At 61.4% G+C, this 26716-nt stretch carries 24 protein-coding genes; 18 read left to right on the forward strand and 6 right to left on the reverse strand.

Annotated features, from left to right (window positions below):
• Nucleotides 1-21: 21 nt before the first annotated feature.
• Nucleotides 22-1464 carry a SulP family inorganic anion transporter gene (locus tag M2396_RS08610; RefSeq protein ID WP_188035700.1) on the reverse strand — a complete coding sequence of 481 codons (1443 nt, stop codon included), beginning with the start codon at nt 1462-1464 and terminating at the stop codon, nt 22-24.
• Nucleotides 1465-1664: 200 nt separating this feature from the next.
• Between M2396_RS08610 and M2396_RS08615 the strand changes: the two genes are divergently transcribed.
• The 15 genes from M2396_RS08615 (at nt 1665) to nuoN (ending at nt 19795) form a co-directional block, all read left to right on the forward strand.
• Nucleotides 1665-2399, forward strand: a complete 735-nt coding sequence (locus tag M2396_RS08615) for a secretin N-terminal domain-containing protein (RefSeq protein ID WP_188035699.1) — start codon at nt 1665-1667, stop codon at nt 2397-2399.
• A gap of 500 nt (nt 2400-2899) precedes the next feature.
• Nucleotides 2900-4225: an isocitrate lyase gene (gene aceA / locus M2396_RS08620; protein WP_101318394.1), complete on the forward strand. Its 1326-nt coding sequence runs from the start codon at nt 2900-2902 to the stop codon at nt 4223-4225.
• A gap of 590 nt (nt 4226-4815) precedes the next feature.
• A complete protein-coding gene (locus tag M2396_RS08625; RefSeq protein ID WP_101318392.1) occupies nt 4816-5229 on the forward strand; it encodes an NADH-quinone oxidoreductase subunit A in 414 nt (137 codons plus the stop codon).
• Nucleotides 5230-5238: 9 nt separating this feature from the next.
• Nucleotides 5239-5916 (forward strand): NADH-quinone oxidoreductase subunit B, encoded by a 678-nt coding sequence (locus M2396_RS08630; RefSeq protein WP_101318390.1) that lies wholly within the window; start codon nt 5239-5241, stop codon nt 5914-5916.
• Nucleotides 5917-5995: 79 nt separating this feature from the next.
• On the forward strand, nt 5996-7777 hold the full coding sequence (nuoC, locus tag M2396_RS08635) for an NADH-quinone oxidoreductase subunit C/D (protein ID WP_101318388.1): 1782 nt from the start codon (nt 5996-5998) through the stop codon (nt 7775-7777).
• Between the two features lie 2 nt (nt 7778-7779).
• Nucleotides 7780-8277, forward strand: a complete 498-nt coding sequence (nuoE, locus tag M2396_RS08640; RefSeq protein WP_101318386.1) for an NADH-quinone oxidoreductase subunit NuoE — start codon at nt 7780-7782, stop codon at nt 8275-8277.
• Nucleotides 8274-9650, forward strand: a complete 1377-nt coding sequence (gene nuoF / locus M2396_RS08645; protein WP_101318384.1) for an NADH-quinone oxidoreductase subunit NuoF — start codon at nt 8274-8276, stop codon at nt 9648-9650. Before nuoE ends, nuoF begins: the two co-directional genes overlap by 4 nt.
• Nucleotides 9651-9784: 134 nt before the next feature.
• On the forward strand, nt 9785-12499 hold the full coding sequence (nuoG, locus tag M2396_RS08650; protein WP_181089390.1) for an NADH-quinone oxidoreductase subunit NuoG: 2715 nt from the start codon (nt 9785-9787) through the stop codon (nt 12497-12499).
• Nucleotides 12496-13503, forward strand: a complete 1008-nt coding sequence (nuoH, locus tag M2396_RS08655; protein ID WP_101318381.1) for an NADH-quinone oxidoreductase subunit NuoH — start codon at nt 12496-12498, stop codon at nt 13501-13503. Before nuoG ends, nuoH begins: the two co-directional genes overlap by 4 nt.
• A gap of 11 nt (nt 13504-13514) precedes the next feature.
• Complete coding sequence (gene nuoI, locus M2396_RS08660) at nt 13515-14063, forward strand: NADH-quinone oxidoreductase subunit NuoI (RefSeq protein ID WP_101318379.1); 549 nt, start codon at nt 13515-13517, stop codon at nt 14061-14063.
• 10 nt (nt 14064-14073) lie between these two features.
• Complete coding sequence (nuoJ, locus tag M2396_RS08665; RefSeq protein WP_101318377.1) at nt 14074-14574, forward strand: NADH-quinone oxidoreductase subunit J; 501 nt, start codon at nt 14074-14076, stop codon at nt 14572-14574.
• A gap of 3 nt (nt 14575-14577) precedes the next feature.
• Nucleotides 14578-14886 carry an NADH-quinone oxidoreductase subunit NuoK gene (gene nuoK, locus M2396_RS08670; protein ID WP_103436825.1) on the forward strand — a complete coding sequence of 103 codons (309 nt, stop codon included), beginning with the start codon at nt 14578-14580 and terminating at the stop codon, nt 14884-14886.
• Nucleotides 14883-16736, forward strand: a complete 1854-nt coding sequence (gene nuoL / locus M2396_RS08675; RefSeq protein ID WP_101318373.1) for an NADH-quinone oxidoreductase subunit L — start codon at nt 14883-14885, stop codon at nt 16734-16736. Before nuoK ends, nuoL begins: the two co-directional genes overlap by 4 nt.
• A gap of 49 nt (nt 16737-16785) precedes the next feature.
• Nucleotides 16786-18318, forward strand: a complete 1533-nt coding sequence (nuoM, locus tag M2396_RS08680) for an NADH-quinone oxidoreductase subunit M (protein ID WP_101318371.1) — start codon at nt 16786-16788, stop codon at nt 18316-18318.
• Nucleotides 18319-18325: 7 nt separating this feature from the next.
• The gene (nuoN, locus tag M2396_RS08685; protein WP_259074195.1) at nt 18326-19795 is read left to right on the forward strand and encodes an NADH-quinone oxidoreductase subunit NuoN; all 1470 of its coding nucleotides are present in this window, start codon (nt 18326-18328) and stop codon (nt 19793-19795) included.
• 67 nt (nt 19796-19862) lie between these two features.
• On the opposite strand, the gene M2396_RS08690 is transcribed toward nuoN, so the two are convergent.
• Nucleotides 19863-20156, reverse strand: a complete 294-nt coding sequence (locus M2396_RS08690) for an ogr/Delta-like zinc finger family protein (RefSeq protein ID WP_224785544.1) — start codon at nt 20154-20156, stop codon at nt 19863-19865.
• Between the two features lie 245 nt (nt 20157-20401).
• On the opposite strand from M2396_RS08690, the gene M2396_RS08695 reads away from it, so the two are divergent.
• Nucleotides 20402-20788, forward strand: coding sequence for a helix-turn-helix domain-containing protein (locus M2396_RS08695; protein WP_150571304.1), 387 nt, complete (start codon nt 20402-20404; stop codon nt 20786-20788).
• Nucleotides 20789-20791: 3 nt separating this feature from the next.
• Here M2396_RS08695 and M2396_RS08700 read toward each other — a convergent pair whose 3' ends face one another.
• The 3 genes from M2396_RS08700 to M2396_RS08710 are packed head-to-tail and all read right to left on the reverse strand — an operon-like array spanning nt 20792 to nt 21773.
• Nucleotides 20792-21166, reverse strand: coding sequence for a hypothetical protein (locus M2396_RS08700; protein ID WP_224785543.1), 375 nt, complete (start codon nt 21164-21166; stop codon nt 20792-20794).
• On the reverse strand, nt 21159-21512 hold the full coding sequence (locus M2396_RS08705; protein WP_101318365.1) for a head completion/stabilization protein: 354 nt from the start codon (nt 21510-21512) through the stop codon (nt 21159-21161). Before M2396_RS08705 ends, M2396_RS08700 begins: the two co-directional genes overlap by 8 nt.
• A 15-nt stretch (nt 21513-21527) precedes the next feature.
• Nucleotides 21528-21773 carry a helix-turn-helix domain-containing protein gene (locus M2396_RS08710; RefSeq protein WP_101318363.1) on the reverse strand — a complete coding sequence of 82 codons (246 nt, stop codon included), beginning with the start codon at nt 21771-21773 and terminating at the stop codon, nt 21528-21530.
• Between the two features lie 226 nt (nt 21774-21999).
• Between M2396_RS08710 and M2396_RS08715 the strand changes: the two genes are divergently transcribed.
• Nucleotides 22000-24060 (forward strand): TonB-dependent receptor domain-containing protein, encoded by a 2061-nt coding sequence (locus M2396_RS08715; RefSeq protein WP_188035697.1) that lies wholly within the window; start codon nt 22000-22002, stop codon nt 24058-24060.
• 7 nt (nt 24061-24067) lie between these two features.
• On the opposite strand, the gene M2396_RS08720 is transcribed toward M2396_RS08715, so the two are convergent.
• Complete coding sequence (locus M2396_RS08720; RefSeq protein WP_150571306.1) at nt 24068-25129, reverse strand: AI-2E family transporter; 1062 nt, start codon at nt 25127-25129, stop codon at nt 24068-24070.
• Between the two features lie 130 nt (nt 25130-25259).
• Here M2396_RS08720 and yegQ point away from each other — a divergent pair, with 130 nt between their 5' ends.
• A complete protein-coding gene (yegQ, locus tag M2396_RS08725) occupies nt 25260-26594 on the forward strand; it encodes a tRNA 5-hydroxyuridine modification protein YegQ (RefSeq protein ID WP_188035696.1) in 1335 nt (444 codons plus the stop codon).
• Nucleotides 26595-26716 lie beyond the last annotated feature (122 nt).

A 26716-nucleotide genomic window follows, 5' to 3' on the forward strand; every position in this document is an offset into this window, starting at 1 on the left:
CGCCGGCCCAGGCATGATCGATCAGTGCTGGGCCCCTGCCCGCTTGAGCAGCTTCTTGCAGCGCTCGGACAGATGCACAACACGCAGATGCTTGCCGGCCTTGCTGTAACGCTCGCGCAAGGTTTGCAACGCCGCCACCGCCGAGTAGTCGACAAAGCTCAGGTGCTTGCAATCCAGCGTCACCCCATCAGGGTCCTGCGTGGGCTCGAACTGGTTGAGGAACGCCGCCGTGGAAGCAAAAAACAGCGTGCCGTGTACCTGATAGTGCTTGTTGCCATCACTATCGACATGGCTGTCGGCGTACAGCTCGCGGGCATGCTGCCAGGCGAAGTTGATCGCCGCGAGGATGATCCCGAACAGCACCGCCATGGCCAGGTCGGTGAATACCGTGACCACGGTCACGGCAATGATCGCCAGCACATCACTGACGGGTACCTTGTGCAACACCCGCAGTGAGGCCCAGGCGAAGGTCTGCTGGGCCACCACGAACATCACCCCGACCAGTGCCGCCAGTGGTATCCGCTCGATCAGTGGTGACAGGAACAACACGAACAGCAGGATCATGCCGCCAGCCACTACCCCCGACAGCCGCCCACGGCCATTGGAGCTGAGGTTGATCATGGTCTGCCCGATCATCGCACAGCCACCCATGCCACCGCACATGCCCGAGACCATGTTGGCCGCGCCCAGGGCCACACATTCACGGTCTGGAAAGCCGCGGCTCTCGGTGATTTCGTCGGTGAGGTTAAGGGTCAGCAGGGTTTCCAGCAGGCCGACCATGGCCATCAGCAGCGCATAGGGGGCAATGATTTTCAGCGTGTCAAGCGTCCATGGCACCTGCGGCCAAGCCAACTGCGGCAGGCCGCCGGCGATATGTGCCATCTCACCCAGGGTCCTTGTCGGCAGATCAAGCAGATACACCAGCAGGCCGACGCCGAGGATGGCCACCAGCGCTGGCGGCACGCTGCGGGTCAGGCGCGGCAACACATAGACCACCAGCATGGTCAACGCTACCAGGCCAATCATCAGGTACAGCGGGGTGCCACTGAGCCACTGCTCGCCACTTTTGAAATGCTCGAGCTGGGCCATGGCGATGACGATGGCCAGGCCATTGACGAAGCCAAGCATCACCGGGTACGGCACCAGCCTTACGAGCTTGCCCAAGCGCAGCACGCCAAACAGGATCATCAGCAACCCGCCCAGCAGCACCGTTGCCAGCAGGTACTGCGCGCCGTGCTGTACCACCAGCGCGACGATCACCACCGCCATCGAGCCGGCCGCGCCGGAGATCATCCCCGGCCGGCCGCCGAACAGCGCTGTCAGGGTGCAGATGATGAAGGCGCCGTACAAACCCATCAGCGGGTTGAGATGGGCGACCAAGGCAAAGGCGATGCACTCGGGTACCAGGGCGAAGGAAGTAGTCAGGCCGGCGAGAAGATCGGCGCGTAGTCGGGCGGGTTTCATGGGCTTCCTGAGATCAGTCAATCTGTGCAAGCGCTGGCATCTGGGCATGCAGCGAGCGGGGGCGCGATGTTACGGAATTTGTCCGGGGGCAACCACCTGTGCGTGGCGACTGAGCGCATTTGACTCAGGTTGTGATCCTCATCCGGCATAACCGTGACAAATTTGCCATCATGTCTGTTCTACCTGCGGAGAACTCCAACATGCTGCTACGCCCCCTGCTCGCTTCACTGCTGCTGGCTACCAGCCTTGGCGCCCAGGCCGCCACCGAAGTGCTGCCCTTGCAGCACCGCAGCAGTGCCGAACTGCTGCCCACCGCGCAGGCCTTTATTGGCAAGGAAGGCAGCGTCAGCGCCTTCGAGAACAAGCTGATCGTCACCGCCAGCCCCGAACGCATTGGCGACTTGCGCGCGCTGCTGCAGCAACTCGACAGCAAAGCCAAGCGCTTGCTGATCAGCGTCGACAACAATGACAGCAACTTTCAGGACAACCGTGGCAATGCTCGGGTGATTCGCTACGGCACCAGCAACCGGGAGGGCGGCCTGCAGCAGATCCAGGCCAGTGACGGCCAGCCGGCGCTGATCCAGGTTGGCCAGAGCGTGCCGATCACCAGCAGCAGCACCGACGGCTACGGCCGCGTGCAGAGCAACACTGAATATCGCAATGTGACCCAGGGTTTCTATGTCACACCCAGCGTCAGCGGCGACACGGTGCGGCTGGCAATCAGCAGCAATAATGATCGAATGAGCAGCGAACGTCCCGATGTAGTGAAAGTGCAGAGCACCGACACAACCGTGACCGGCAGGCTTGGCGAGTGGATTACTTTGGCCGGGTACAACCAGCAGAGCCAGGCTGAACGGAGTGCGTCAAGCCACAGTTACGGCACGCAACGAGGAGAAAACATGACTTTGCGTGTCAGAGTCGACCTTCTCGACTGAACCCAGGCAATTCGAGGCTTCGACCAAAGGCCTTGAAACTGACTGTGGAGTCGCATTAGACCAAAGATGTAGTAGACCCAGAAAAGCACTACAAAACATTTGACAGGCACTTTTTGACAAGGGCATGATGGCCTCGCTCCCGCTAATCAGAGGCCCTGGCAAGGGTCTTCGAGGCGCGCTCCGGCTACCCCTGGAGGCGTCTCGTGTCTATACGGCCCACAAGGCGGTTCGACCGGATTGCGACTGCAACGAGAAGTTGTCCCGAGGGACGGAAGCGCATCACCGCAGTCACCAGGCAAATCCTGTCGCGCCACAGCAAGGCATCCACGAGCCGACCTGTCGCCGCACCTTGCCCGAGCTGCGCCCTCCTTCCCCTTCGAGCCTTGGCGTTCGCCGTCGTACCTCCTTCGAACAGGACAGCCGTCAGGCGCTCTGATCCGCGACTTTTGAGCATCAGCACCACAACTACCCCAAGAATGATGCGACGAGGTTTTAATCACATGGCACTGACACGCGAACAGCAAATTGCAGCCCTCGAGAAAGACTGGGCCGAGAACCCGCGCTGGAAAGGCGTGACCCGTACCTACTCCGCCGCCGATGTCGTTCGTCTGCGTGGCTCGCTGCAACCGGAGCACACCCTGGCCCAGGTTGGCGCAGAGAAACTCTGGAAGCTGGTCACCCAAGGTGCCCACCCGTCCTTCCGTCCGGACAAGGACTTCGTCAACTGCATGGGAGCGCTCACCGGCGGCCAGGCAGTGCAACAGGTCAAAGCCGGCATCCAGGCTATTTACCTGTCCGGCTGGCAGGTTGCCGCCGACAACAACTCGGCAGAGTCGATGTACCCCGATCAGTCGCTGTACCCGGTTGACTCGGTGCCGACCGTGGTCAAGCGCATCAACAACTCGTTCCGCCGTGCCGACCAGATCCAGTGGAAAGCGGGCAAGAACCCGGGCGACGAAGGCTACGTCGACTACTTCGCGCCGATCGTGGCCGACGCCGAAGCCGGTTTTGGCGGCGTGCTCAACGCCTACGAGCTGATGAAGAACATGATCGAAGCGGGCGCCGCCGGCGTGCACTTCGAAGACCAGCTGGCCTCGGTGAAAAAATGCGGCCACATGGGCGGCAAGGTCCTGGTACCGACCCAGGAAGCTGTACAGAAGCTGGTGGCTGCGCGCCTGGCTGCTGACGTTGCGGGCGTACCGACCATTATCCTGGCCCGTACCGACGCCAACGCCGCCGACCTGCTGACCAGCGATTGCGACCCGTACGACCAGCCGTTCGTGCTCGGCGAGCGCACCCGTGAAGGTTTCTATAAAGTACGCGCTGGCCTCGATCAGGCAATTTCGCGTGGCCTGGCCTACGCGCCGTATGCCGACCTGATCTGGTGCGAAACCGCCAAGCCAGACCTGGACGAAGCCCGCCGATTTGCCGAGGCGATCAAGAAGGAATACCCGGACCAGCTGCTGTCGTACAACTGCTCGCCGTCGTTCAACTGGAAGAAGAACCTCGACGACGCAACCATCGCCAAATTCCAGCGCGAGCTGTCGGCCATGGGTTACAAGCACCAGTTCATCACCCTGGCCGGCATCCACAACATGTGGCACGGCATGTTCAACCTGGCGCATGACTATGCGCGCAATGACATGACCGCCTACGTGAAGCTGCAAGAGCAGGAATTCGCCGATGCCAGCAAGGGCTATACCTTTGTTGCGCACCAGCAGGAAGTCGGCACTGGCTACTTTGACGACATGACCACCGTAATCCAGGGTGGCGCTTCGTCGGTGACAGCGCTGACCGGCTCGACCGAGGAAGAGCAGTTCCATTGAGGTAGCGGTTGGTTGATGGAATGAGCAGGCCCAGGCTCCCGGTGAGGGAGTCTGGGTTTTTTTATGGTTAGCGAGAAAGGGCCGACCAGCTCCCAGGCAGCGTATGAGCAAAAAACCGGATCAGGTCTATGCTCCCAGAAGCGAACAACCCGCCCCAGTACTCACCAGACCATTGATCCAGAGCGGGGCAAACCGTTTAAAAAGCTGCTAGAACGAGAGCCCTTCGCATTTGCAACCAAAAAGCACCGCCAGCAACTTTGCAAGCATCAGACCAAGTAAAATGAACCGCACCACCCCAAACGATATTAATTATCATTACGCAACTTGCATTCCGTTACATGATGCAGGAAACATAATTAACAAAACCAGCCGCAATGCCCGAAAATCAAGGCTTTCAGCCAGTTACAATCGGTTTTTGTAGTTAAACCGAAGAATTAATTTGCCATAGAAATTTTACTTGCTCTTGGTTTACCCATAAAATCAGCGCGATTGATTCAGCTGCGACATTTGGTCACTGCACCCGCGACACCGCGTCGCCGCGTTACTTATTTCAGACTGCAGAGCTGGGTCTCTGTATAAGGATTTCTAGCATGTCGGATTCAGCAGGACTCATCGCCCACAACTGGGGCTTTGCCATCTTCCTTCTGGGTGTCGTCGGCCTGTGCGCCTTCATGCTCGGCCTGTCCGCCCTGCTCGGCAGCAAAGCCTGGGGCCGCGCCAAGAACGAACCCTTTGAATCCGGCATGCTGCCTACCGGCGGGGCGCGCATGCGCCTGTCGGCAAAATTCTATCTGGTCGCGATGCTCTTCGTGATCTTCGATATCGAAGCCCTCTTTCTCTTTGCATGGTCTGTGTCCGTCCGCGAAAGCGGCTGGACCGGATTCGTCGAAGCACTCGTTTTCATAGCAATTCTGTTGGCAGGTCTTGTCTACCTATGGCGCGTCGGGGCCCTCGATTGGGCTCCCGAAGGTCGTCGCAAGCGGCAAGCGAAGCTGAAACAATGAGGCTTTGGCATGCAATACAATCTCACCAGAATCGATCCGGATGCACCCAACGAGCAATATCCGGTCGGTGAGCGGGAAACCGTTACCGATCAATTGCTCGAAGACCAGGTCCACAAGAACATCTACATGGGGAAACTCGAAGATGTGCTTCGTGGTGCGGTCAACTGGGGTCGCAAGAACTCCCTGTGGCCGTATAACTTCGGCCTGTCCTGCTGCTACGTGGAAATGACCACGGCGTTCACGGCACCCCACGACATCGCCCGCTTCGGCGCCGAAGTCATCCGGGCCTCGCCGCGTCAGGCCGACTTCATGGTCATCGCCGGTACCTGCTTCATCAAGATGGCGCCGATCATTCAGCGCCTGTACGAGCAGATGCTCGAACCAAAATGGGTCATTTCCATGGGTTCGTGCGCCAACTCCGGTGGCATGTACGACATCTACTCGGTCGTTCAGGGGGTCGACAAGTTCCTCCCCGTGGATGTCTACGTACCCGGCTGCCCGCCACGCCCCGAGGCGTTCCTGCAAGGCTTGATGCTGCTGCAGGAATCGATCGGGCAAGAACGACGTCCGCTCTCCTGGGTAGTAGGCGATCAAGGCATTTACCGTGCCGAGATGCCTGCCCAGAAAGACCTGCGTCGTGAACAGCGTATTCAGGTCACCAACCTGCGCAGCCCCGACGAAGTCTGATCCAGCGACCTGCCGCCCGCTCCCCCTGGAGCCGGCGGCCTGGCTTCATTCTCTACGTTGACCGAAAGCGACCGAGACCATGACAGCGGACACCGCTATTTATATTCCGCCTTACAAGGCTGACGACCAAGATGTGGTCGTCGAACTGAACAACCGCTTTGGCGCCGACGCCTTCGTCGCCCAGGAGACCCGTACCGGCATGCCGGTGCTGTGGGTCAAGCGCGCCCAACTCAAGGAAGTGCTGGCGTTTCTGCGCAACGTGGCCAAGCCGTACAGCATGCTGTTCGACCTGCACGGTGTCGACGAGCGCCTGCGCACTCATCGCCGCGGCCTGCCGGCAGCTGACTTCAGCGTGTTCTACCACCTGCTTTCGGTAGAACGTAACAGCGACGTGATGATCAAGGTCTCGCTCAGTGAAGGCGACCTCAACCTGCCTTCGGTGACCGGTATCTGGCCAAATGCCAACTGGTACGAGCGTGAAGTCTGGGACATGTTCGGCATCGACTTTGCCGGCCACCCGCACCTGACCCGTATCCTGATGCCGCCGACCTGGGAAGGTCACCCGCTGCGCAAGGACTTCCCGGCGCGCGCCACAGAATTCGATCCGTTCAGCCTGACCCTGGCCAAGCAGCAGCTTGAAGAAGAGTCGGCGCGTTTCAACCCGGAAGCCTGGGGCATGAAGCGTCAGGGCGCCAACGAGGACTACATGTTCCTCAACCTGGGCCCGAACCACCCGTCTGCGCACGGTGCCTTCCGTATCGTCATGCAGCTGGACGGTGAAGAGATCGTCGACTGCGTGCCGGACATCGGTTACCACCACCGTGGCGCCGAGAAGATGGCCGAGCGTCAGTCCTGGCACAGCTTCATCCCCTACACCGACCGTATCGACTACCTCGGTGGGGTGATGAACAACCTGCCGTACGTGCTCGCGGTCGAGAAGCTGGCGGGGATCCAGGTGCCGCAGAAGGTCGACGTGATCCGCATCATGCTCGCCGAGTTCTTCCGCATCACCAGCCACCTGCTGTTCCTGGGAACCTACATCCAGGACGTCGGCGCCATGACCCCGGTGTTCTTCACCTTTACCGACCGCCAGCGCGCCTACACCGTGATCGAAGCGATTACCGGTTTCCGCCTGCACCCGGCCTGGTACCGCATCGGTGGCGTCGCCCACGACCTGCCACGCGGCTGGGAGAAACTGGTCAAGGACTTCGTCGACTGGCTGCCCAAGCGCCTCGATGAGTACAACAAGGCCGCCTTGCAGAACAGCATCCTCAAGGGCCGGACCATCGGCGTTGCCGCCTACAACACCAAAGAAGCCCTGGAATGGGGCGTCACCGGTGCCGGCCTGCGTTCCACTGGCCTGGACTTCGACCTGCGTAAAGCGCGGCCATACTCCGGCTACGAGAACTTTGAGTTCGAAGTGCCGCTGGCCAACAACGGCGATGCCTACGACCGCTGCATGGTCCGCGTCGAAGAGATGCGCCAAAGTATCCGCATCATCGACCAGTGCATGCGCAACATGCCGGAAGGCCCGTACAAGGCGGATCACCCGCTGACCACGCCGCCGCCGAAAGAGCGCACCCTGCAGCACATCGAGACCTTGATCACGCACTTCCTGCAAGTCTCGTGGGGCCCGGTCATGCCGGCCAACGAGTCGTTCCAGATGATCGAAGCGACCAAGGGCATCAACAGTTACTACCTGACGAGCGACGGCGGCACCATGAGCTATCGCACCCGGATTCGTACGCCGAGCTACCCGCACCTGCAGCAGATCCCTTCGGTGATCAAAGGCAGCATGGTCGCGGACATGATCGCGTACCTGGGCAGTATCGACTTCGTTATGGCTGACGTGGACCGCTAAGCATGAATAACACGCTTATCCAAACCGACCGTTTCGCCCTGAGCGAAACCGAGCGCTCGGCCATCGAGCACGAAAAGCACCACTACGAGGATCCGCGTGCGGCGTCTATCGAAGCCCTGAAGATTGTCCAGAAGCAACGCGGCTGGGTCCCGGACGGCGCCATTTATGCGATTGGCGAGCTGCTCGGGATTCCTGCCAGCGACGTCGAGGGTGTGGCCACCTTCTACAGCCAGATCTTCCGTCAGCCGGTCGGCCGGCACATCATCCGTGTCTGCGACAGCATGGTCTGCTACATCGGCGGCCACGAGTCGGTGGTCAGCCAGATCCAAAGCGAGCTGGGCATCGGCCTCGGCCAGACCACTGCAGACGGGCGTTTCACCCTGCTGCCGGTGTGCTGCCTGGGCAACTGCGACAAGGCCCCGGCGCTGATGATCGACGATGACACCTTTGGCGACGTGCAGCCTGCTGGCGTGACCAAACTGCTGGAGGGTTACGTATGACCATCACTTCCTTCGGCCCGGCCAACCGCATTGCGCGCGCCGCCGAGACTCACCCGCTGACCTGGCGCCTGCGTGACGACGGCGAGCCGATCTGGCTCGACGAGTACCAGGCCAAGGACGGCTACGCCGCTGCCCGCAAGGCACTGGCGCAGATGTCCCAGGACGACATCGTTCAGACCGTCAAGGACGCCGGCCTCAAGGGTCGTGGTGGCGCCGGCTTCCCCACTGGGGTGAAGTGGGGCCTGATGCCCAAAGACGAATCCATGAACATCCGCTACCTGCTGTGCAACGCGGATGAAATGGAGCCCAACACCTGGAAAGACCGCATGCTGATGGAGCAACAGCCCCATCTGCTGGTGGAGGGCATGCTGATCAGCGCCCGCGCCCTCAAGGCCTACCGCGGTTACATCTTCCTGCGTGGCGAATACACCACCGCCGCGAAAAACCTCAACCGTGCGATCGACGAAGCCAAGGCCGCTGGCCTGCTGGGCAAGAACATTCTCGGCAGCGGTTTTGACTTCGAGCTGTTCGTTCACACCGGTGCCGGGCGTTACATCTGCGGTGAAGAAACCGCGCTGATCAACTCGCTCGAAGGCCGCCGCGCCAACCCGCGCTCCAAGCCACCCTTCCCTGCCGCCGTTGGCGTATGGGGCAAGCCGACCTGCGTGAACAACGTCGAGACCCTGTGCAACGTGCCGGCCATCGTTGGCAATGGCGTCGACTGGTACAAGTCGCTGGCCCGCGAAGGCAGCGAAGACCACGGCACCAAGCTGATGGGCTTCTCCGGCAAGGTGAAAAACCCAGGCCTGTGGGAACTGCCCTTCGGCGTGACCGCCCGTGAGCTGTTCGAAGACTACGCCGGCGGCATGCGCGATGGCTTCAAGCTCAAGTGCTGGCAACCAGGCGGCGCCGGTACCGGCTTCCTGTTGCCTGAGCACCTCGACGCGCAGATGTACGCCGGCGGCATCGCCAAGGTTGGCACCCGGATGGGTACCGGCCTGGCCATGGCAGTCGACGACAGCGTCAGCATGGTGTCGCTGCTGCGCAACATGGAAGAGTTCTTTGCCCGTGAGTCGTGCGGCTGGTGCACACCGTGCCGTGATGGTTTGCCGTGGAGCGTGAAGATGCTGCGTGCGCTGGAGAACGGCCAGGGCAAGGCAGAAGACATCGAGACGCTGCTCGGCCTGGTCAACTTCCTCGGCCCTGGTCGTACCTTCTGTGCCCACGCACCGGGTGCCGTCGAGCCGCTGGGCAGCGCCATCAAATACTTCCGCTCCGAGTTCGAGGCCGGTGTCGCTGCTACCAGCGAGCACACCCTGCGCCCGGATTTGGCCAAGCCGATCCAGGTCGAACCGACTGTGGCCGGCGCGTAACACAACTGCATGCGGGTGGTCCGTGCCACCCGCCAGCCTCGCAGGCGCGCACGGTATTGACCGATGCGAGCCGCAGGCACACAGATTTCCATTAGCCACGCCCGCTTACGCGGGCCAACGAAGAACTTTGAACCATGGCCACTATCCACGTAGACGGCAAAGCGCTCGAAGTCAACGGTGCAGACAACCTCTTACAGGCCTGTCTGTCGCTCGGCCTCGACATCCCTTATTTCTGCTGGCACCCGGCGCTTGGTAGCGTCGGTGCCTGCCGCCAGTGTGCGGTCAAGCAGTACACCGACGAAAACGACACCCGCGGTCGTATCGTCATGTCCTGCATGACTCCTGCCAGCGATGGCACCTGGATTTCCATCGAAGACGACGAGTCGAAGGCGTTTCGCGCCAGCGTCGTCGAATGGCTGATGACCAACCACCCGCACGACTGCCCGGTCTGCGAAGAAGGCGGTCACTGCCACCTGCAAGACATGACGGTAATGACCGGCCACAACGAGCGCCGTTACCGCTTCACCAAGCGCACCCACCAGAACCAGGACCTCGGCCCGTTCGTCGCACACGAGATGAACCGCTGCATCGCCTGCTACCGCTGCGTGCGCTTCTACAAGGACTACGCCGGCGGCACCGACCTAGGTGTTTACGGCGCCCATGACAACGTCTACTTCGGTCGCGTTGAAGATGGCGTGCTCGAGAGCGAGTTCTCCGGCAACCTCACCGAGGTCTGCCCGACCGGTGTGTTCACCGACAAGACCCACTCCGAGCGTTACAACCGTAAGTGGGACATGCAGTTTGCCCCAAGCATCTGCCATGGCTGCTCAAGCGGTTGCAACATCAGCCCGGGTGAGCGCTACGGCGAACTGCGTCGTATCGAAAACCGCTTCAACGGTTCGGTCAACCAGTACTTCCTGTGCGACCGTGGCCGCTTCGGTTACGGCTACGTCAACCGCAAGGACCGTCCGCGCCAGCCGCTGCTGGCCGATGGCAACAAACTGAGCGTCGATGCTGCGCTGGACAAGGCTGCCGACCTGCTGCGCGGCCGCACCATCGTTGGTATCGGTTCGCCACGGGCCAGCCTTGAAAGCAACTACGGCCTGCGCGAGCTGGTCGGTGCCGAGTACTTCTACTCCGGCATGGAAGCTGCCGAGCTCAAGCGCGTGCGCCTGGTGCTGGACGTGCTCAACAACAGCCCGCTGCCGGTGCCGACCCTGCGCGACATCGAAGACCACGATGCGGTGTTCGTACTCGGTGAAGACCTGACCCAAACCGCAGCGCGCGTCGCCCTGTCGGTTCGCCAGGCCACCAAAGGCAAGGCCGAGGCCATGGCCGACGCGATGCGCGTACAGCCGTGGCTCGACGCCGCAGTGAAAAACATCGGTCAGCACGCGCTGTACCCGCTGTTTATCGCAAGCCTTGCTGAAACCAAGCTCGATGACGTCGCTGAAGAGTGCGTGCACGCCGCCCCCGCCGACCTGGCGCGCCTGGGCTTCGCTGTCGCCCACGCAATCGATCCAAGTGCTCCAGCGGTAATCGGTCTGGACGACGAGGCCAAGGCCCTGGCCCAGCGTATCGCCGATGCCTTGGTCGCTGCCCAGCGTCCGCTGGTGGTGTCGGGTGTTTCCCTGGCCGAACCTGCATTGATCGAAGCCGCCGCCAACATCGCCAAAGCGCTCAAGCTGCGCGAGAAGAATGGTTCGCTGAGCCTGGTGGTGCCTGAGGCCAACAGCCTCGGCCTGGCCATGCTCGGTGGTGATTCGGTGGACGCTGCGCTGGATGCGGTCATCAGCGGCAAGGCTGACGCTATTGTCGTGGTCGAAAACGATCTGTACGCCCGTGTTCCGGCGGCCAAGGTCGACGCTGCTCTGGCTGCGGCCAAGGTGGTCATCGTTGCCGACCACTCCAAGACTGCCACCAGCGAGCGCGCTCACCTGGTCCTGCCGGCGGCATCGTTTGCCGAAGGCGACGGTACTCTGGTCAGCCAGGAAGGCCGCGCCCAGCGCTTCTTCCAGGTGTTCGATCCGACCTACATGGACAGCAGCATCCAGATCCACGAAGGCTGGCGCTGGATGCACGCCCTGCGCGCGACCCTGCTCAACAAGCCGGTCGACTGGACTCAGTTGGACCACGTCACCAGCGCCTGCGCTGCCGCCACGCCGCAACTGGCCGCGATCGTCAACGCCGCGCCTAGTGCTGCGTTCCGCATCAAGGGCCTGAAGCTTGCCCGTGAGCCGCTGCGCTACTCCGGCCGTACGGCCATGCGCGCCAACATCAGCGTGCACGAGCCGCGTACTCCGCAAGACAAGGACACCGCGTTCGCCTTCTCCATGGAAGGCTACTCGGGTTCGGTCGAACCGCGCCAACAAGTGCCGTTCGCCTGGTCGCCGGGCTGGAACTCGCCGCAAGCCTGGAACAAGTTTCAGGATGAGGTCGGTGGCCATCTGCGTGCAGGTGACCCAGGCGTGCGCCTGATCGAGTCGCAGGGTGACCGTCTGAACTGGTTCAGCGCGATCCCGGCAGCGTTCAGCCCGGCCCGTGGTACCTGGACAGCGGTGCCGTTGTTCCACCTGTTCGGCAGCGAAGAAACCTCCTCGCGCGCTGCACCGGTGCAAGAGCGCATCCAGCCAGCCTATGTGGCCTTGGCCAAGTCCGAAGCAGACCGCCTCGGCGTCAACGAAGGCACGCTGCTCAGCCTGACCGTCGCTGGCGTCTCGCTGCGCCTGCCGCTGCGTATCAATGAACAGCTGGGCGCAGGCCTGGTCGCGTTGCCGAAAGGCCTGGCCGGGATACCACCGGCCATCTTCGGTGCATCCGTCGAAGGCCTGCAGGAGGCAGCACAATGACCTGGTTCACCCCCGAAGTGATCGACGCGATCATCGCCGTGGTCAAGGCCGTTGTGGTCTTGCTCGCGGTAGTGGTCTGCGGCGCGCTGCTCAGCTTTGTCGAGCGGCGCCTGCTGGGCTGGTGGCAGGACCGTTACGGTCCGAACCGGGTTGGCCCGTTCGGCATGTTCCAGATCGCAGCCGACATGCTGAAGATGTTCTTCAAGGAAGACTGGAACCCGCCGTTCGTTGATCGGGTGATCTTCACCCTGGCACCCGTAGTGGCCATGAGCGCACTGCTGATTGCCTTCTCGATCATCCCGATCACCCCAAGCTGGGGTGTTGCCGACCTGAACATCGGCCTGCTGTTCTTCTTCGCCATGGCCGGTTTATCGGTCTATGCGGTGTTGTTCGCAGGCTGGTCGTCGAACAACAAGTACGCCCTGCTCGGTGCCCTGCGGGCCTCGGCGCAGACCGTGTCGTACGAAGTGTTCCTGGGCCTGGCGCTGATGGGCGTGGTCGTGCAGGTTGGCTCGTTCAACATGCGCGACATCGTCGAATATCAAGCGCAGAACCTGTGGTTCATCATTCCGCAGTTCTTTGGCTTCTGCACCTTCTTCATCGCTGGCGTGGCCGTGACTCACCGTCACCCCTTCGACCAGCCAGAAGCCGAGCAGGAACTGGCCGACGGTTACCACATTGAATATGCCGGCATGAAGTGGGGCATGTTCTTCGTCGGTGAGTACATCGGCATCATCCTCATCTCGGCGCTGCTGGTAACGCTGTTCTTCGGTGGCTGGCATGGCCCGTTCGGCATCCTGCCGCAGGTGCCGTTCCTCTGGTTCGCCCTGAAGACCGCGTTCTTCATCATGCTGTTCATCCTGCTCCGTGCGTCGATCCCGCGTCCGCGCTACGACCAAGTGATGGATTTCAGCTGGAAGTTCTGCCTGCCGCTGACCCTGATCAATTTGCTGGTGACCGCTGCGATCGTGCTTTACAACACGCCAGCCGTCGCGGCCCAGTGAGGATTTGACCCATGTTCAAGTATATCGGCGACATCGTTAAGGGCACCGGCACGCAGCTGCGCAGCCTGGCCATGGTGTTCTCCCACGGGTTCCGCAAGCGCGACACCCTGCAATACCCAGAAGAAGCTGTGTACCTGCCGCCGCGCTATCGCGGCCGCATCGTCCTCACCCGCGACCCCGATGGTGAGGAGCGTTGCGTAGCCTGCAACCTCTGCGCGGTGGCCTGCCCGGTCGGCTGCATTTCGTTGCAGAAGGCCGAGACCGAGGACGGTCGCTGGTACCCGGAGTTCTTCCGCATCAACTTCTCGCGCTGCATCTTCTGCGGCCTGTGCGAAGAAGCCTGCCCGACCACCGCAATCCAGCTGACTCCGGATTTCGAAATGGCCGAGTTCAAGCGTCAGGACCTGGTGTACGAGAAAGAAGATCTGCTGATCTCCGGCCCCGGCAAATACCCTGACTACAACTTCTACCGTGTTGCGGGCATGGCAATCGCTGGCAAGCCGAAAGGCGCTGCACAGAACGAAGCCGAGCCGATCAACGTGAAGAGCTTGCTCCCATAAGGACAGAAAGATGGAATTCGCTTTCTACTTTGCATCCGGGATTGCCGTGGTTTCCACCCTGCGGGTGGTTACCGGCACCAACCCCGTACACGCCCTGCTCTACCTGATCATTTCGCTGATTTCCGTGGCGATGATCTTCTTCTCGCTGGGTGCACCGTTTGCCGGTGCCCTGGAAGTGATCGCCTACGCCGGCGCCATCATGGTGCTGTTCGTGTTCGTGGTGATGATGCTCAACCTGGGCCCGGCTTCGGTCGCCCAGGAGCGCGGCTGGCTGACCCCAGGGATCTGGGCCGGGCCGGTGCTGCTGGGCGCTTTGCTGCTGGCTGAATTGCTCTATGTGCTGTTCGTTGCGCCAAGCGGCGCGGGCATCAGCGGCACCACCGTGGACGCCAAGACCGTCGGCATCAGCCTGTTCGGTCCGTATCTGCTGGTGGTCGAACTGGCTTCGATGCTGCTGCTTGCTGCGGCCGTCACCGCCTTCCATTTGGGCCGCAACGAGGCGAAGGAGTAAATCATGGGTGCTATCCCGATGGAACACGGCCTGGCAGTCGCCGGCATTCTGTTCTGCCTTGGTCTGGTTGGCCTGATGGTCCGCCGCAACATTCTCTTCGTGCTCATGAGCCTGGAAGTCATGATGAACGCTTGTGCGCTGGCGTTTATCGTCGCCGGCGCGCGTTGGGTACAACCCGACGGCCAGGTCATGTTCATTCTGGTGATCAGCCTGGCAGCCGCCGAGGCCAGCATTGGCCTGGCGATCCTGCTGCAGCTGTATCGCCGCTTCCACACTCTCGACATCGATGCTGCCAGTGAGATGCGCGGATGAACCTTCTCTTCCTGACTTTCGTCTTCCCGTTGCTGGGCTTCCTGCTGCTGTCGTTCTCGCGCGGGCGGTTCTCGGAGAACCTCTCGGCGCTGATCGGCGTTGGCTCGATCGGCCTTTCGGCTGCTGTCTCGGCCTATGTCATCTGGCAATTCAACGTTGCCCCGCCTGAGGGCGGCGCCTACAGCCAACTGCTCTGGCAGTGGATGTCGGTGGATGGCTTTGCGCCGAGCTTCACCCTCTACCTGGACGGCCTGTCGGTGACCATGCTTGGCGTGGTCACCGGTGTCGGCTTCCTGATCCACCTGTTCGCCTCCTGGTACATGCGTGGCGAAGCCGGCTACTCGCGCTTCTTCTCGTACACCAACCTGTTCATCGCCAGCATGCTGTTCCTGATCCTGGGCGATAACCTGCTGTTCATCTACTTCGGCTGGGAAGGCGTGGGCCTGTGCTCGTACCTGTTGATCGGTTTCTACTACAGCAACCGCAACAACGGTAACGCCGCCCTCAAGGCCTTTGTCGTGACCCGTATCGGCGACGTGTTCATGGCCATCGGCATGTTCATTCTGTTCGCCCAGCTGGGTACCTTGAATGTGCAGGAACTGCTGGTGCTGGCACCGCAGAAGTTCCAGGCTGGTGATACCTGGATGGTACTGGCAACGCTGATGTTGCTCGGCGGTGCGGTTGGTAAATCGGCGCAGCTGCCGTTGCAGACCTGGTTGGCTGACGCCATGGCTGGCCCGACGCCGGTTTCGGCACTGATCCACGCCGCGACCATGGTCACGGCTGGCGTCTACCTGATCGCGCGTACCCACGGCTTGTTCGCCCTGGCGCCGGATATCCTCCACCTGGTCGGTATCGTTGGCGGTGTGACCCTGGTACTGGCCGGTTTTGCCGCGCTGGTGCAGACCGACATCAAGCGCATCCTCGCCTACTCGACCATGAGCCAGATCGGCTACATGTTCCTGGCCCTGGGCGTTGGTGCCTGGGAAGGCGCGATCTTCCACCTGATGACCCACGCCTTCTTCAAGGCGCTGCTGTTCCTTGCCTCCGGTGCGGTGATCGTTGCCTGCCACCACGAGCAGAACATCTTCAAGATGGGCGGTCTGTGGAAGAAACTGCCACTGGCCTACGCCAGCTTCGTGGTCGGTGGTGCGGCGCTGGCTGCCCTGCCGATCCTGACCGCAGGCTTCTACTCCAAGGACGAGATCCTCTGGGAAGCGTTCGCCAGCGGCAACAGCGGCCTGCTCTACGCTGGCCTGCTCGGCGCGTTCATGACCTCGCTGTACACCTTCCGCCTGATCTTCATTGCCTTCCATGGCGAAGCCAAGACCGAAGCTCATGCTGGCCATGGGATTTCCCACTGGCTGCCACTGGGCACGCTGATCGTGCTGTCGACCTTTGTCGGTGCCTGGATCCATCCACCACTGGCGGGTGTGCTGCCGCAGAGCGTCGGCCATGCCGGTGGCGAAGCCAAGCACAGCCTGGAAATCGCCTCGGGCGCCATTGCCATCGCCGGTATCCTGCTGGCGGCCATGCTGTTCCTGGGCAAGCGTCGCCTGGTCACGGCCATCGCCAACAGCGGCATCGGTCGCCTGCTCACGGCCTGGTGGTTCGCCGCCTGGGGCTTTGACTGGATCTACGACAAGCTGTTCGTCAAACCTTACCTGCTGATCTGCCACTTGCTGCGCAAGGACCCGGTAGATCGCGGCATCGGCCTGATTCCTCGGCTGGCACGTGGCGGTCATGTCGCCATGAGTAAGACCGAGACCGGCCAGCTGCGCTGGTACACCGCTTCGATCGCCGTAGGTGCAGTACTCGTACTCGGCGCCGTGCTGGTGGCTGCGGTATGACTTTCACACTTGCGAACCTTGCGACTTTGCCAAAGGAAACGAACCCGTCATGATTTTGCCTTGGCTGATCCTGATTCCCTTCATCGGCGGCTTCCTGTGCTGGCTGGGTGAGCGCTTCGGCTCTACCCTGCCGCGCTGGATTGCACTGCTGACCATGTCCCTGTTGCTCGGTATCGGCCTCTGGCTGTGGGCCAACGGTGACTACACCCTGGCCCCTGCTCCGGGCGCCGAACCTGCCTGGGCCTTCGAATACAAAGTCGAATGGATCAAGCGCTTCGGCATCAGCATCCACCTGGCGCTGGATGGCCTGTCGCTGCTGATGATCCTGCTCACCGGCCTGCTCGGTGTGCTTTCGGTGCTGTGCTCGTGGAAAGAGATCCAGCGCCACGTCGGCTTCTTCCACCTCAACCTGATGTGGATTCTGGGCGGCGTGGTCGGTGTGTTCCTGGCACTGGACCTGTTCCTGTTCTTCTTCTTCTGGGAAATGATGCTGGTGCCGATGTACTTCCTCATCGCGCTCTGGGGTCACAGCTCGGCGGATGGCAAGAAGACCCGGATCTACGCGGCGACCAAGTTCTTCATCTTCACCCAGGCCAGTGGTCTGATCATGCTGGTGGCGATTCTCGCCCTGGTACTGGTCAACTACGGCAACACTGGCGTCATCACCTTCAACTACAGCGACCTGCTCAAGGCCGACCTGCCGGCCGGTACCGAGTACCTGCTGATGCTGGGCTTCTTCATTGCCTTCGCGGTAAAGCTGCCGGTAGTGCCGTTCCACTCGTGGTTGCCTGATGCTCACGCCCAGGCGCCGACTGCCGGTTCCGTCGACCTCGCCGGTATCCTGCTGAAAACCGCTGCCTATGGCCTGCTGCGCTTTGCTCTGCCGCTGTTCCCGAACGCGTCGGCCGAGTTTGCCCCGATCGCCATGACCCTGGGCTTGATCGGTATCTTCTACGGGGCCTTCCTGGCCTTCGCGCAGACCGACATCAAGCGCTTGATCGCCTTCTCCAGCGTCTCGCACATGGGCTTCGTGCTGATCGGCATCTACTCCGGCAGCCAGCAAGCCCTGCAAGGCGCGGTGATCCAGATGCTGGCACACGGTGTTTCGGCTGCCGCGCTGTTCATCCTCAGCGGCCAGTTGTACGAGCGCCTGCATACCCGTGACATGCGTGAAATGGGCGGTCTGTGGCACCGTATCGCCTACTTGCCGGCCATCAGCCTGTTCTTTGCAGCTGCTTCGCTGGGCTTGCCGGGCACCGGCAACTTCGTCGGCGAGTTCCTGATCCTGATCGGCAGCTTCGCCCACGTGCCGTGGTTCACCGTGATTGCCACCACTGGCCTGGTGTTCGGTTCGGTCTACTCGCTAATCATGATCCACCGCGCCTACTTCGGCCCAAGCAAGTCCGAGACTGTGCTTGCTGGCATGGACGGCCGCGAGCTGATCATGGTGCTGGGCCTGGCCGTGTTGCTGATCGTGCTCGGCGTCTACCCGCAGCCGTTCCTCGACACCTCTGCCGCCACCATGAGTGGCGTGCAGCAGTGGCTCGGTTCCGCATTCACTCAACTCGCTTCGGCACGGTAAGAGCGCTATGGAATTCACCACTCAACACTTCATTGCATTGGCGCCGATGCTGATCACCACCCTCACCACGGTTGTGGTGATGCTGGCGATCGCCTGGAAGCGCAACCACTCGCAGACCTTCCTGCTGTCGACCATCGGTCTCAACGCTGCACTGCTGTCGATCCTGCCAGCACTGAAAGTCGCGCCGCTGGCGATCACCCCGTTGATCACCATCGACAAGTTCGCCTGCCTGTACATGGCGATCATGCTGGTCGCTACGCTGGCCTGCGTAACCCTGGCCCATGCTTATCTGGGCGAAGGTTCCAAAGGCTACCCGGGTAACCGCGAAGAGCTCTACCTGCTGCTGCTCATGTCGGCACTGGGCGGCCTGGTACTGGTCAGCGCCAACCACCTGGCGAGCCTGTTCATCGGTCTGGAGCTGCTTTCGGTGCCGGTCTACGGGCTGGTGGCGTACGCGTTCTTCAACAAGCGATCGCTGGAAGCCGGTATCAAGTACATGGTGCTGTCGGCTGCAGGTTCGGCGTTCCTGCTGTTCGGTATGGCGCTGCTGTATGCCGATGCAGGCACCCTAAGCTTCGACGGTATCGCCAAGGCGCTGGCCAGCACCAACATGCCAAGCCTGCTGGCTCAGATGGGCCTGGGCATGATGCTGGTCGGTCTGGCCTTCAAGCTGTCGCTGGTACCGTTCCACCTGTGGACCCCGGACGTCTACGAAGGCGCCCCGGCGCCGGTCGCAGCGTTCCTGGCCACCGCCAGCAAGGTTGCCGTGTTCGCGGTGCTGATGCGTCTGTACATGATCTCGCCTGCTGCCAGCAGCGGTGTACTGAGCACCGTGCTGGCGGTAATCGCCGTAGCTTCGATCCTGATCGGTAACCTGTTGGCGCTGACCCAGAGCAACCTCAAGCGTCTGCTCGGTTACTCGTCCATCGCCCACTTCGGCTACCTGTTGATCGCCTTGATCGCCAGCAAAGGCCTGGCCATGGAAGCCATGGGTGTTTACCTGGTCACCTATGTGATCACCAGCCTTGGCGCGTTTGGCGTGATCACGCTGATGTCGTCGCCATACGCCGGCCGTGACGCCGACGCCCTGTACGAGTACCGCGGCCTGTTCTGGCGTCGTCCGTACCTGACTGCGGTGATGACCGTGATGATGCTTTCGCTGGCGGGTATACCGCTGACCGCAGGCTTCATCGGCAAGTTCTACATCATCGCCACTGGCGTCGAGTCGCAACTGTGGTGGTTGGTCGGTGCACTGGTGATTGGTAGCGCCATCGGCGTTTACTACTACCTGCGCGTCATGGTCACCCTGTACCTGGTCGAGCCGAACCTGCGTCGCCACGACGCGCCGCTGAAGTGGGAGCAGCAGACCGGTGGCGTGATGCTGCTGGCAATTGCCCTGCTCGCCTTTGTCCTCGGTGTATACCCGCAGCCGCTGCTGGAGATGGTCCAGCAGGCCGGCCTGCAACTGATCGGCTGATCATCCGGCAAGATAAAACACCCCGCATCTGCGGGGTGTTTTTTTATGGGCAACAGGCTCACTTCGATCAGATCGACGTACGCGCGCCCTGCCTGGGTTCAGGCTCGGGTTTCCTTGGCGGGTCAGGGTTACGAGCAGCGTGGCGCAGCTCGCGGTTGGCGCTGGGCAACTGGACATCCGGATTGGGCATGCCACTGGGCGACAGTTCGTGGGTCATTTCGAACTCGGCACGCACAGACCAGCCACAGGCTTCATTGATGCACTGCAGGTAAGCGACCCTGAGAAACACATGCCGCCCTTCGCTGGTGCGGATGCGCATCCGGCTGCTGCAATGCGGGCACACCAGTTTGTAACTACTCACAGCGCCCTCCTCCAATCAGGTGGGTCTGTCGTAGGGAACAACGTGTCGGCAGCAAGAACACCTGAAAACCGGCAGTCTGTAAGTCGCTCCGACAACAGCTGGGCAAGTTGTTCCCGCGCGCTATCAGAATATTCATCACTATCATAATTACGTACCATGCGGTGCGGGTAAGGATCCATCCAGATTATTCATATTGAGTACATCCGTGCCATCGATCTTATCAGAACTTATCAGGGATATTCATAATGAGTAATACCTCTCTAGTTTCGGTGTTGCACCGGTTAAAGGAGTTAACCGGCACCAGCAGTGATTCCGCACTTGCAAAAGAGCTGGGCGTCAGTCCGCAGACCCTGAGCAGCTGGAAGGTGCGCGAGAGCATTCCCTACGCGTTTTGCATAGAAGCTGCCAACCGCCACAGCGTGTCACTGGACTGGTTGCTGCTTGGCATTGGCAGCCCGGCACGGACAGCCCAGGCAGGGCCAGCAAACGCGGCGCAAGAGCTGCTTGATCTGGTGCAGGGGCTGGCGCCTGCCGACCTGCAAGCCTTGCGTATTCAAATCGTGGACCGACTGCGCCTGCAGGAACTGGAGCGGCGCCTCGAGCAACTGAGCGCCGCCGTGCATTCGGCCTGACAATCATGATCCACGGCGCCAGCGCTGGACGATTTCCTTGAGATCAGCGTTCTCCAGCCAGAGCATCACCTTGACACTGATCGGAATCACGACCACCGCAGCGACAAAAGCCGCAACGCCTGTGGAGACGAAAGGCACCAGTGACAACAGCAGGGGCATGAATAGGTAGCCCACGCCCGCTGACAGCAACAGGGTAAGCAGGCGTTGTTGCAGGCTCAACTTGCGCCTCGTCCTTATCGTCACCCAGGCCTTGCCCTTCGACGAACTAACTAGCCAGGCGCCGAGTATCGCGCCAGCCAGGGCCTGGCCGTCGAAATTGGCCAGGTCACCCTCAATCTGCGCCCAATTACGCAGCATTTCCTGGGCAAGCTCATTCATGGGCAGCTCCCTGCAAGGCTGACCGGCCACCCAAGGCGCGCAACGTACAGTGCTCGACCAGACGCTGATAGCAGCTGCACAGGCGGCGACCGTGCACATGTCGGCAAAGGTCGGTGAGTTGCGTGTAGCCCAGTGCACGTAAACGCCGACGCCAGCTGGCGAACTCTCCTGCGGCGATCGCCAAGGCCTGTTGACCGGCAAGTTGCAGATGGGTATCGCTGATGTACGCGGGTATCGCCAAGCGTTGGCGCAAACTCGACAGCTCGATGCGCGGCCAGAACCGGTCGTGGCGCGCCAGATAGTACAAAGGCGGGGCTGGGTCAGGCGATTGAAGCTCGGCGTCCATGGTCGTGCCTCCTCATTATTCTTGCAGCATGCCGTAGCGGATGGCCTTGATCACCGCCATTACCCGAGTGGTCACGGCGAACTTGCTGAGAATGTTGCCGACATGAAAATTTACGGTGACCTCCTTGCAGCCAATGATCTGGCCGATTTCCCATGAGGTCTTGCCATAGGCGCACCACAACAGTACTTCCCGCTCGCGCGGCGTCAGGTAAATGGGCGGGTTATTGCCCGGAGCATCAATCGGTGGGGTGACGGCGTTCATGGCTGGTTCTCCGCAGATTCGAATACGGCCCTCAGAGCAGAGGGGTAAGACACCACCTTACGAACTCGCGGATCGATCGCTCCAGTACCGGCAGTTGTAAAGCGATCGCCTACAACAACGTTCTAACTTCATACACTTGCCCGCTTAAGAATCGGACGTGCTTCGAGCGACATCTCGTACGTCTGACCTCCTTTGCCCTGTAAGCCCCTGCCATTGGAGTCGTTCGATGCGTTGTGTTCCACCCTCTCGCGCCTTAGGCCTGCTGATCAGTACGGCCAGCTGCCCGGTGCTGGCCAGCGCTCCCGTAGAACTGGATCAACTGCTGATCAATGATCAGCCGCAAAGCCAGTTGGAGGCGGCCGACGAGCGCCTGCGTCACGTCCCGGGCGCTACCAATCTGGTAGACATGCAGCAGGTGGCACAAGGGCGGTTGGCCAGCAACCAGGACGTACTTGCCTATCAACCGGGTGTGTTTGCCCAGTCGGCGGGTAATGAGGGCATCAAACTGTCGATCCGCGGCTCGGGTATCAACCGTGCGCCGGGTGCGCACGGCTCAGGGGTCTACACGATGTTCGACGGTTTGCCGCTGACTGGCCCCGGCGGCACGCCTTACGAGCTGCTCGAGCCGCTGTGGCTGAGCCGCGCAGAGGTGCTGCGGGGCGCTAACGGTTTTGATCAGGGCGCGCTCACGCTCGGTGGCGCGATCAACTACGTGACCCACACCGGTTACGATGCAGATCGCCTGCAGGTGCGCTATGAGGCCGGCAGCCGCGGCTACGCCCATCGCCAGATCAGTTCCGGCCAGGTACTGGGCAAGCTCGACTACTACGTGGCCCTGACCGACTCGGAATACGACGGTTACCAGGAGCACAGCAGTGGCAGCGCCAAGGGCTTTGCTGCCAACGTTGGCTATCGCTTCAACCCGAATCTGGAAACGCGCTTCTACCTGCGCTACCGGGAAACCGAGAACGAACTGGCCGGGCGCCTGACCAAGGAGCAGATCAAGCACGACCCACGGGCCGCCAACGCCGCCTACCTGGCCCGTGACGACAGCCGCCCGCAGCCGGGCAGCACCTGGGTGGCCAACAAGACTACCTTCTACCTTGAGGACGATGCCCGCGTTGAAGCTGGGTTGGTCTACCACGATTTCCCGATGGACCTGCGCGAAGGGCCAATGCGCCTGAAGGTGGCCTACACCGATGTCAGCGGCACCCTGAACTACCTGCGCCGCGACACGTTGCTGGGCCACGAGAGCAAGACCACCGTGGGTTGGCGTACCACCAAGCACCTGCCTAACAGCGGTGCGTCGCAGTTTGCCCGCACCAATGGCGATAATTTCGGCGCCCGCAGCCGCGACTTCAGTTATCAGGGTTCGGATACCGTGTTGCACGTCGGTAATGAACTGGAGCTGATCCCAGACCTGTGGCTGACCACCGGCCTGGCCATGATCTACACCCGCCGTGAGAGCGACGTCAGCTATCCCGCCAGTGGCGGCAAGGTCAGCCAGCACGATTGGGACTACGCCCCGCGGATCGGCCTGCGCTACGACTGGCAGCCGAACTTGCAGCTGTACGGCAACCTCAGCCGTTCGGTCGAACCGCCGCACCCATGGTCGCTGATCTGGAGTTCTACGGTTGCGACCCAGCCAATCAAGATGCAAAACCAGACGGCGACCACGCTCGAGCTTGGCGCGCGAGGCGACTCGGCCGTCGGCCGCTGGGATCTGGCCTGGTATTACGCTCAGGTTCGCCATGAGCTGCTGGCGGTTGAACTCGTACAAGGCTTGCCTGCCAAGGAGTTCAATGCCAGCGCAACGGTCCATGAAGGGGTCGAAGCCAGCCTGGACAGCACCCTCTGGGAACAATCAGGCAGCGGCAAGCTGAGCCTGCGCCAAGCCTATACCTTCAGCGATTTTCACTACCGCGATGACCAGCGCTTTGGCGACAACCGCCTGCCTGGCCTGCCCGTGCACTACTACCAGGCCGAGCTGCGCTATGACTGGCCGAGCGGCTTCCATGTCGGCGTCAATACACAGATGGCGTCCAAGGTGCAGGTCGACTATGCCAACAGCAACCACGCCGATGCCTATGCCCAGTTCGGTGCGCGACTGGGTTGGGACTCACCGCAACAAGACTGGCAAACCTGGCTCGACCTGCGCAACCTGACCAACAAACGTTACAGCGCCAGCGTCACCCCGGGCTATGACGATCAAGGCAGCGACCAACCCCGGGCGACGCCCGGGGAAGGATTCGGCGTGTATGCAGGTGTGTCCTACAGCCTGAAGTAAAACAGATTCAGGGCAACTGCACTTGCGGCTTGGTTTCGGTAAAGATGGTCCAGCTGGAAATGAACAACGCAGCGATCAACGGCCCGATCACGAAGCCGTTGAGGCCGAATACCGCCAGGCCGCCCAGGGTCGATACCAGGATCAGGTAGTCGGGCATGCGCGTGTCGCGCCCGACCAGGATCGGCCGCAACACGTTGTCGACCATACCGATCACCAACACACCAAAGGCCGTCAGCACCACACCCTGCCAGGTTGCCCCGGTCAGAATGAAGTAGGCCGCAACCGGTGCCCAGACGATCCCCGCGCCAACTGCTGGCAGCAACGACAGAAACGCCATCAGCACTGCCCAGATCAACGCACTGGGGATATCCAGAATCCAGAAGATCACCCCGCCCAGCGCACCCTGAGTGATCGCCACCAACAGGTTGCCCTTGACCGTGGCACGCACCACGCGGTTGAACTTCAGTTGCAGGCGGCGCTTTTGATCCTCGGGCAGCGGTACCGCCAGGCGCACTTTGCGCGCCAACTCCGGCCCTTCACGCAAGAAGAAGAACAGGATGTAGAGCATGATGCCGAAGCTGACAAGGAAATCGAACGTGCCTTGGCCAAAGCTGAACGCCTGACTGGCCAGAATCTGGCTGGCTTGCCCGGCCCACTTGCTGATCTTGTCGCGCAAGCCATCGAGGTTACCCATGCCCATCTGGTCAAGGCCGTGCTGCGCGAACGCTGGCAGCATGTTCTTGCCTTGCTCAACGTAACCGGCGATGTCCAATTGGCCGCTCTCGATGCGTTGATACAGCGAGGCGCCCTCCTGTACCAACAGCGCACTGGTGAAGATCACCGGCAAGATGGCGATCAGCAGACAGATCAGCAACGAGACACCGGCGGCGAGGTTGCGCCGGCGGTTGAAACGGATCAACAGGTTGCGCTGCAAAGGGGCAAACAGGATGCCCAGGATCACCGCCCAGAATATCGCGCCGTAATACGGCAGCATGATCCAGACGAAGGCAATGGTGACGGCGGTCAGCAGCACGGCCAGTGCCCTGTTCTGTAGTGCGGTTTGGTTCATGAGTATTCCTCGGGGATTCAGACCTTTAGTGCAGCAGAGATCGGAAAAAGTGCCCTGTGAGGGTTGATCCAGATCAATGCGCCTGAATTGGCCAGCCACTACCATCCGCGCCCTTTGCTCCGGTGCGCCCATGACCTCTCTCGCCAAGCCTGAATTGCTCGCCCCTGCCGGCACGCTGAAAAGCATGCGCTACGCCTTTGCCTACGGCGCCGACGCGGTGTATGCCGGCCAGCCGCGCTACAGCCTGCGGGTGCGCAACAACGAATTCGACCATGCCAACCTGGCCTTGGGCATCAACGAAGCGCACGCTTTGGGCAAGCAGTTCTACGTGGTGATCAACATCGCCCCGCACAACGCCAAGCTGAAGACCTTCCTCAAGGACCTTGCTCCGGTGATCGCGATGGCGCCCGATGCGCTGATCATGTCTGACCCGGGCCTGATCATGCTGGTGCGCGAGCACTTCCCACAGATGCCGGTGCACCTGTCGGTGCAGGCCAACACGGTCAACTGGGCGAGCGTGCGCTTCTGGCAGCAGCTTGGCCTGAGCCGAATCATCCTCTCGCGCGAGTTGTCGCTGGAAGAGATCGAGGAGATCCGCCGGCAGGTACCCGCTATGCAGCTGGAGGTGTTTGTCCACGGCGCCCTGTGCATGGCCTACTCAGGGCGCTGCCTGCTGTCGGGCTACCTGAACAAGCGCGACGCCAATCAGGGCAGCTGCACCAATGCCTGCCGCTGGAAGTATCAGGCCACTGCAGCGGTGGAGAACGTCAGCGGCGACATCGTCCATGAAGTGCAACCGACTCTTGGCCTGGGCGCCCCGACCGAGCAGGTGTTCCTGCTTGAAGAGGCCAATCGGCCCGGTGAAGCGCTGCCGGCGTTCGAGGACGAACACGGCACATACATCATGAACGCCAAGGACCTGCGCGCCGTACAACACGTCGAGCGGCTGACGCGCATGGGTGTGCATTCGCTGAAAATCGAAGGCCGGACCAAATCGCATTTCTACTGCGCTCGCGCGGTGCAGTCCTACCGCCAGGCCATCGACGATGCCCTGCAGGGGCGGCCGTTTGATCGCAGCCTGATGGACAACCTTGAATCGCTGGCCCAGCGTGGCTACACCGAAGGCTTCCTGCGCCGCCATGTGCACGATGAATACCAGAACTACCAGCGCGGCAATTCGGTGTCCGAGCGACAGCAGTTCGTCGGTGAGCTGACCGGTGTGCGGGTCGAGGGCCTGGCCGAGGTCAAGGTCAAGAACCGTTTTGCCCTTGGCGATCAGCTGGAGCTGATGACACCCCGCGGCAACTACCATTTCGAACTGAGCCGCCTGCACGATCGGCAGCAGCGCGAGATCGAGGTAGCGCCTGGCGACGGCCACGTGGTGTATCTGCCTATCCCTGAGCAGGTGCCACTTGAGTACGCGTTGCTGATGCGTGATCTGGACGGTGCTGCGCCTGCCGGCTGACAGCGCTGTAATGACTGCGTCAGCTTGCTGTCAGGTGAGTTGCGCCATGCTGGCCGCTTTTGGCCTGCCTGCAGCAGGCTGACGCCGGTTGCGTTAAGCTGCCGCCGAGCCTGCCGCCTGCA

This window comes from Pseudomonas sp. BIGb0278, assembly GCF_024809895.1.
GTDB classification, from domain to species: Bacteria; Pseudomonadota; Gammaproteobacteria; order Pseudomonadales; family Pseudomonadaceae; genus Aquipseudomonas; species Aquipseudomonas shirazensis.

Bases quoted from the DNA above. Each gene is read 5' to 3' on its own strand.
- M2396_RS08720 (WP_150571306.1), bottom strand. From the start codon at position 25,129: ATGAACCAAACCGCACTACAGAACAGGGCACTGGCCGTGCTGCTGACC.
- yegQ (WP_188035696.1), top strand. From the start codon at position 25,260: ATGACCTCTCTCGCCAAGCCTGAATTGCTCGCCCCTGCCGGCACGCTG.
- nuoL (WP_101318373.1), top strand. From the start codon at position 14,883: ATGAACCTTCTCTTCCTGACTTTCGTCTTCCCGTTGCTGGGCTTCCTG.
- nuoG (WP_181089390.1), top strand. From the start codon at position 9,785: ATGGCCACTATCCACGTAGACGGCAAAGCGCTCGAAGTCAACGGTGCA.
- nuoM (WP_101318371.1), top strand. From the start codon at position 16,786: ATGATTTTGCCTTGGCTGATCCTGATTCCCTTCATCGGCGGCTTCCTG.
- nuoE (WP_101318386.1), top strand. From the start codon at position 7,780: ATGAATAACACGCTTATCCAAACCGACCGTTTCGCCCTGAGCGAAACC.
- M2396_RS08705 (WP_101318365.1), bottom strand. From the start codon at position 21,512: ATGGACGCCGAGCTTCAATCGCCTGACCCAGCCCCGCCTTTGTACTAT.
- M2396_RS08695 (WP_150571304.1), top strand. From the start codon at position 20,402: ATGAGTAATACCTCTCTAGTTTCGGTGTTGCACCGGTTAAAGGAGTTA.
- M2396_RS08715 (WP_188035697.1), top strand. From the start codon at position 22,000: ATGCGTTGTGTTCCACCCTCTCGCGCCTTAGGCCTGCTGATCAGTACG.
- nuoK (WP_103436825.1), top strand. From the start codon at position 14,578: ATGGGTGCTATCCCGATGGAACACGGCCTGGCAGTCGCCGGCATTCTG.
- M2396_RS08615 (WP_188035699.1), top strand. From the start codon at position 1,665: ATGCTGCTACGCCCCCTGCTCGCTTCACTGCTGCTGGCTACCAGCCTT.
- nuoN (WP_259074195.1), top strand. From the start codon at position 18,326: ATGGAATTCACCACTCAACACTTCATTGCATTGGCGCCGATGCTGATC.
- aceA (WP_101318394.1), top strand. From the start codon at position 2,900: ATGGCACTGACACGCGAACAGCAAATTGCAGCCCTCGAGAAAGACTGG.
- nuoI (WP_101318379.1), top strand. From the start codon at position 13,515: ATGTTCAAGTATATCGGCGACATCGTTAAGGGCACCGGCACGCAGCTG.
- M2396_RS08710 (WP_101318363.1), bottom strand. From the start codon at position 21,773: ATGAACGCCGTCACCCCACCGATTGATGCTCCGGGCAATAACCCGCCC.
- M2396_RS08610 (WP_188035700.1), bottom strand. From the start codon at position 1,464: ATGAAACCCGCCCGACTACGCGCCGATCTTCTCGCCGGCCTGACTACT.
- M2396_RS08625 (WP_101318392.1), top strand. From the start codon at position 4,816: ATGTCGGATTCAGCAGGACTCATCGCCCACAACTGGGGCTTTGCCATC.
- nuoJ (WP_101318377.1), top strand. From the start codon at position 14,074: ATGGAATTCGCTTTCTACTTTGCATCCGGGATTGCCGTGGTTTCCACC.
- M2396_RS08700 (WP_224785543.1), bottom strand. From the start codon at position 21,166: ATGAATGAGCTTGCCCAGGAAATGCTGCGTAATTGGGCGCAGATTGAG.
- M2396_RS08630 (WP_101318390.1), top strand. From the start codon at position 5,239: ATGCAATACAATCTCACCAGAATCGATCCGGATGCACCCAACGAGCAA.
- nuoC (WP_101318388.1), top strand. From the start codon at position 5,996: ATGACAGCGGACACCGCTATTTATATTCCGCCTTACAAGGCTGACGAC.
- nuoH (WP_101318381.1), top strand. From the start codon at position 12,496: ATGACCTGGTTCACCCCCGAAGTGATCGACGCGATCATCGCCGTGGTC.
- nuoF (WP_101318384.1), top strand. From the start codon at position 8,274: ATGACCATCACTTCCTTCGGCCCGGCCAACCGCATTGCGCGCGCCGCC.